The 4,478-nt window shown below is 74.1% G+C and carries 5 protein-coding genes; 2 read left to right on the top strand and 3 right to left on the bottom strand.

The window, feature by feature from the left end:
* Nucleotides 1-1,033 (top strand): CapA family protein (locus JHD21_RS20965; protein WP_292679387.1); only part of this gene is annotated, 1,033 nt, incomplete at its 5' end.
* Nucleotides 1,034-1,041: 8 nt separating this feature from the next.
* Here JHD21_RS20965 and JHD21_RS20970 read toward each other — a convergent pair.
* Nucleotides 1,042-1,827 (bottom strand): GNAT family N-acetyltransferase, encoded by a 786-nt coding sequence (locus JHD21_RS20970; protein WP_292679388.1) that lies wholly within the window; start codon nt 1,825-1,827, stop codon nt 1,042-1,044.
* A gap of 78 nt (nt 1,828-1,905) precedes the next feature.
* On the opposite strand from JHD21_RS20970, the gene JHD21_RS20975 reads away from it, so the two are divergent.
* Nucleotides 1,906-2,379, top strand: coding sequence for an SRPBCC family protein (locus JHD21_RS20975; protein ID WP_292679390.1), 474 nt, complete (start codon nt 1,906-1,908; stop codon nt 2,377-2,379).
* Here the strand turns inward: JHD21_RS20975 and JHD21_RS20980 are convergent.
* A complete protein-coding gene (locus tag JHD21_RS20980) occupies nt 2,376-3,860 on the bottom strand; it encodes an alpha/beta hydrolase domain-containing protein (protein ID WP_292679392.1) in 1,485 nt (494 codons plus the stop codon). The genes JHD21_RS20975 and JHD21_RS20980 overlap by 4 nt on opposite strands.
* Before the next feature lie 30 nt (nt 3,861-3,890).
* Nucleotides 3,891-4,478, bottom strand: a 588-nt coding sequence (locus JHD21_RS20985; protein WP_292679394.1) for an IMP dehydrogenase, incomplete at its 5' end; no start/stop codon positions are given.

Here is a 4,478-nt window from a genome sequence, read left to right on the forward strand (position 1 = left end):
GCCGGGACCCTCGCCGGCCGCCCCCGCCCCCGCTCCCGAGCCGCGCCGGGTCAGCCTGGTCATGGGCGGCGACCTGCTCTGGCACGACACGGTCTGGCAGAGCGCCGCAAGGGACGCGCACGGCGGGGCGGCGTACGACTTCGACCCGATGTTCGCCGACGTCCGGCCGCTGATCGCCGGGGCCGACGTCGCGCTCTGCCACGCGGAGGTCCCGTTCGCCGCCCCCGGCGCCCCGCTGCAGAGCTATCCCGTGTTCGCCGCACCGCCGGAGATCGCGCCGTGGATCGCGTCGATGGGCTGGGACGCCTGCACGACCGCCTCCAACCACACGCTCGACCAGGGGTTCGACGGGCTGGTCCGCACCGCGTCGATGCTGGAGGCCGCCGGGGTGCCGCACGTCGGGACCTTCCGGACCGCGCGGGAACGCCGCGAGCCGGTCGTCCTCACGACCGCCGACGGCGTCCGGGTCGGCGTGGTCGCCGGCACCTACGGCCTCAACGGCTTCCCCCTTCCCGAGGGCCGCGAGTGGTCGGTGTCGATGCTCGACGTGCCCGACCTGCTGCGCCAGGCCCGGGCCGCCCGCCGGGCCGGGGCGGACATCGTGGTCGTGCACCTGCACGCCGGCTACGAGTACGACGAGCTGCCCAACGCCGAGCAGGTCGCCGCCGTCGAGCGGCTCACCAGGTCACCCGACGTCGACCTGGTGCTCGGCGAGCACGCGCACACCGTGCAGCCGATCACGCAGGTCAACGGCACCTGGGTCGCCTACGGGATGGGCAACCTGGTCGCCCAGCAGGAGGTCACCCGGCCGGAGACCTACCGCGGGGTCCTGGTCCGGTTCGTCTTCGTCGAGCAGTCCGACGGGTCGTTCGAGGTCCGCCGGGCGGCGTACGTCCCGGTCGGCTGGAACCACGTCTCGGCCGGCCCCATCCGGGTCCGCCGCCTCGACGACCCAGGCGACAAGGCGGCGCGGGCGGCGGTCGTCGCTGCCGTCAACGGCCTCGGCCGGGCGCCGGGGCTGCGGGCGGAGTAGACGAGGTCCTAGCCCACGATGCAGGCGGTGGCGACCCGGCGGAAGCCGACGCCCTCGTAGATCCGGGCCACGTCGTCGCTGCCGGCGGACATGAAGACCGTGCCGACACCGGAGGACGCCGCGTCCTGCGTCAGGGCCCAGGTGAGGTGCCCGGCGATGCCGCGCCGACGGTGGGCCGGGAGGACGCCGACGCCCACGATCTCGGTGACCTCGCCGCGCGGGTTGTGGCTGCCGCCGCCGACCGCACCGAGCCCGGGCTCGAAGGCGCCGAACAGCACGGACCGCTCGCTCGCGAGGAGGGCGCGCAGCGGCCCGAGGTCGTGACGCTCGGCGACCCTGAGGTCCCGCTCGCGCACGGACGCCGGCCCGGTGCTGGTGTCGTCCTGGCCGAAGCCGACGTGGATCGCGGCCTGCACGGCAGCGAGCTCCAGGTCGTCCGGCCCGAGGCGGCGTACGACGGTGGGACTGCTCCGCTCCACCGGGCCACCGTCGAGCACGAGCAGCGGGTAGACCTCGACCTCGACGCCGGCGGCGACCGCCGCCGGTCGCAGGCTCGGCGTCGTCTCGTCGACCCACTCGATCGACTGCGGTACGCCGAGCTCCGCCAGGCGACCCAGGACGGCGGTCACGTTCGCCGCGGTGACCGGCTCGTCCAGGCCGAGCCGTGGGCGGGCGTAGTAGGGCCACCCGCCCCGCGCGACGAAGATCGTGAACGGGCCGAGCTCCTCGGTGTCGGCGTTCGCCCGGGGCGCCTCGTCGTAGTAGCGCTCCAGCCGCGCCAGCAGGTCCGTCATCGGGCCATCGTGGCCGAGGACGGCAGACTGGTCGCGCGAATTCTGTCGAATCACGCACCCGACCGGAGACGGAGAGACATGAGCTCGACCACGACCCCCGACATCGACATCACCGTCAGCCGGGTCGTCCCGGCGGACCCGCAGGTCGTCTGGGACCTCCTGACCGACGTCTCCCGGATGTCCGACCTGAGCCCCGAGAACGTCGAGTCGCGCTGGATCGACGACCAGCGCGGCGTCGGCGCCCGGTTCAAGGGCCGGAACAAGCTGAGCTGGCTGTCCTGGTCGACGGTCGCCACGGTCACCGCCTGGGAGCCCGGCCGCACCTTCGCGTTCGAGATCTCCCCGCCCTCGCGCAGCCGCTGGACCTACACCCTCGAGGCGGTCCCCGACGGCACCCTGGTCACGGAGTCGATGGCCAAGGACGACCCGCAGCCGGCTCCCATCCGCCTGCTGCAGCGCCTGGCCGGCGTGACCGACCGGACCGCGGTCCTCCGCGACGGCATGACGACCACGCTGGAGCGGCTCGAGGACGCGGTGCGGACGAGCGGCTAACGGGTCGCGAACCTCGGCGGGTCGTACGAGTCCGCCCGGCAGGTCCCGCGCAGCGCCGTCGGGTAGCGCGGCCGGACGGCGCAGACCCGGCGCATCAGGTCGCGGGCGTCGGGCGGGAGCAGCCAGCCGCGGCGTACGGCCCGGTCGGTCGCCCGCCCCATCAGCCGCTGGTAGCGGTCGAACGTCGGGTAGAGCGACCGGAGCTCGGCGTCGCCGAAGGGCACCGTGATGCCGCCGAGGTCGCACAGGGTGCTCTCGTAGCGGGCCACCGGCACCTCGACCGGTGGCAGCCGGATGCCGCCGAGCGTGTTGCCGTGCTCGTCCTTGGCGAGCGCGGCGCCGTCGAACCGGTAGCGCGGGGTGCGCGCCGGTGGCTTGCCGGTGCGGACCCAGCGGTTGAGCTGGTGCAGGGCCGCGCTGGTGGCGTAGTGCATCGGCATGGTCGCGCCGGCCAGGGTGCAGGTGGCGTGCAGCGGGTCGGGCACCTGCCCGTAGTTGTCGGCGTGGTCGATGACCTCGGCGTAGCGGGCCCGGTCCGCGGCGGGCTGGTCCACGACCCGCGGGCCGTTGCCCTCGACGGACTGCACCCCGATGAAGAAGTCGGAGTGCGCGGTCGCGGCGACCTCCCAGAGCCGGTAGCGGGGGTCGGTGGTCGGCGCCGCGGGCTCGGCCTCCCGGTCCGAGAGCAGGTTGAGCACGGGTACGCCCAGCGGCGCCGGGAACGTCTTGCGGACCGTGCCGTTGCCGTGGATGAGGAAGCCGTCGATGACCTGCGCCTGCTCCTGCCACTGGGTGACGTAGCCGTAGAGCTTGTCGGCCGACTGCGACTGCCCGGCGGCGATGACCCGCTTCACCGTCAGGCCCCGCATCGGGTCGAGGCCCTGGTGCGCGCGCAGCGCCAGCGCGACCTGGCTGAAGATGTCGGCGGCGTACTCGTCGCCGGGGTGGTCGATCGCGGCGTACCGCACCGAGTCCCAGACCTGCGGGGTCAGCGGCGAGCAGCACAGCCCGGCCTTCTGGGCGCTGACGTGCACGTAGGTCCAGCCCTCGCGGAGCAGCAGCTCCCGCGCCTCGAGGGTGTCCACCGCGTTCTCGAACTGGGCGGTGACGTTGACCCAGTCCAGCAGCACCGTCCCGTTGGAGCGGCGCTCGTCGCGCGGCCGGGTGACGATGATCCGCGTCGTGTACGGCGCCGTGGTGCCGTCGAGGGCGCGGGCGGTGCCGGACACGAGGTACTCGTCCTCGCGGTAGCCGAAGCTGCCGAGCTCGTGCCACGAGTCCCACAGCGGGTGACCGTGCACGCCGGCCGGAGGCCTCGTCAGCGTCGGCATCGGTACGCCGGCCGGCGCCGCGACCGAGCCCCCGACGGGGGTCGTCGCGGCAGGCGCCGACGCGTCACCCGGCGGGCTGGTGAGCATGCCGACCCCGAGGGCCAGCCCGAGAGCGGCGCCGAGGAGCCCGAGGGACCGTGCGCTGGTCACATGGGGGTAACGCAGCTCCAGGGAGGGGCGTTACGCGCCCACCACCACCTCGACCCGCTGGAACTCCTTGAGCTCGGTGTAGCCGGTCGTCGCCATCGACCGCTTCAGGGCGCCCACGAGGTTCATCGTCCCGTCGGCGACCCGCGAGGGACCGAAGAGGATCTCCTCGAAGGTGCCCACCGTCTCGAACTGGACCCGCTCGCCCCGCGGCAGGTGCTTGTGGTGCGCCTCGGTCCCCCAGTGGAACCCGCGGCCGGGCGCGTCGCTGGCCCGGGCGAAGGGCGAGCCCACCATGACCGCGTCGGCGCCGCAGGCGACCGCCTTGGCGATGTCGCCCGACTTGCCGATGGAGCCGTCGGCGATGACGTGGACGTAGCGGCCGCCCGACTCGTCGAGGTAGTCGCGTCGCGCGGCGGCGACGTCGGCGACCGCGGAGGCCATCGGCACGGCGACGCCGAGGACGGTGCGGGTCGTGTGCGCCGCTCCCCCGCCGAAGCCGACGAGAACCCCCGCGGCGCCGGTGCGCATCAGGTGCAGCGCCGCCTGATAGGTGGCGCAGCCGCCGACGATCACGGGGACGTCGAGCTCGTAGATGAACTCCTTGAGGTTGAGCGGCTC

Origin of the sequence: Nocardioides sp. (assembly GCF_016462705.1) — a bacterium.
In the GTDB taxonomy this organism is placed as follows: domain Bacteria; phylum Actinomycetota; class Actinomycetes; order Propionibacteriales; family Nocardioidaceae; genus Nocardioides.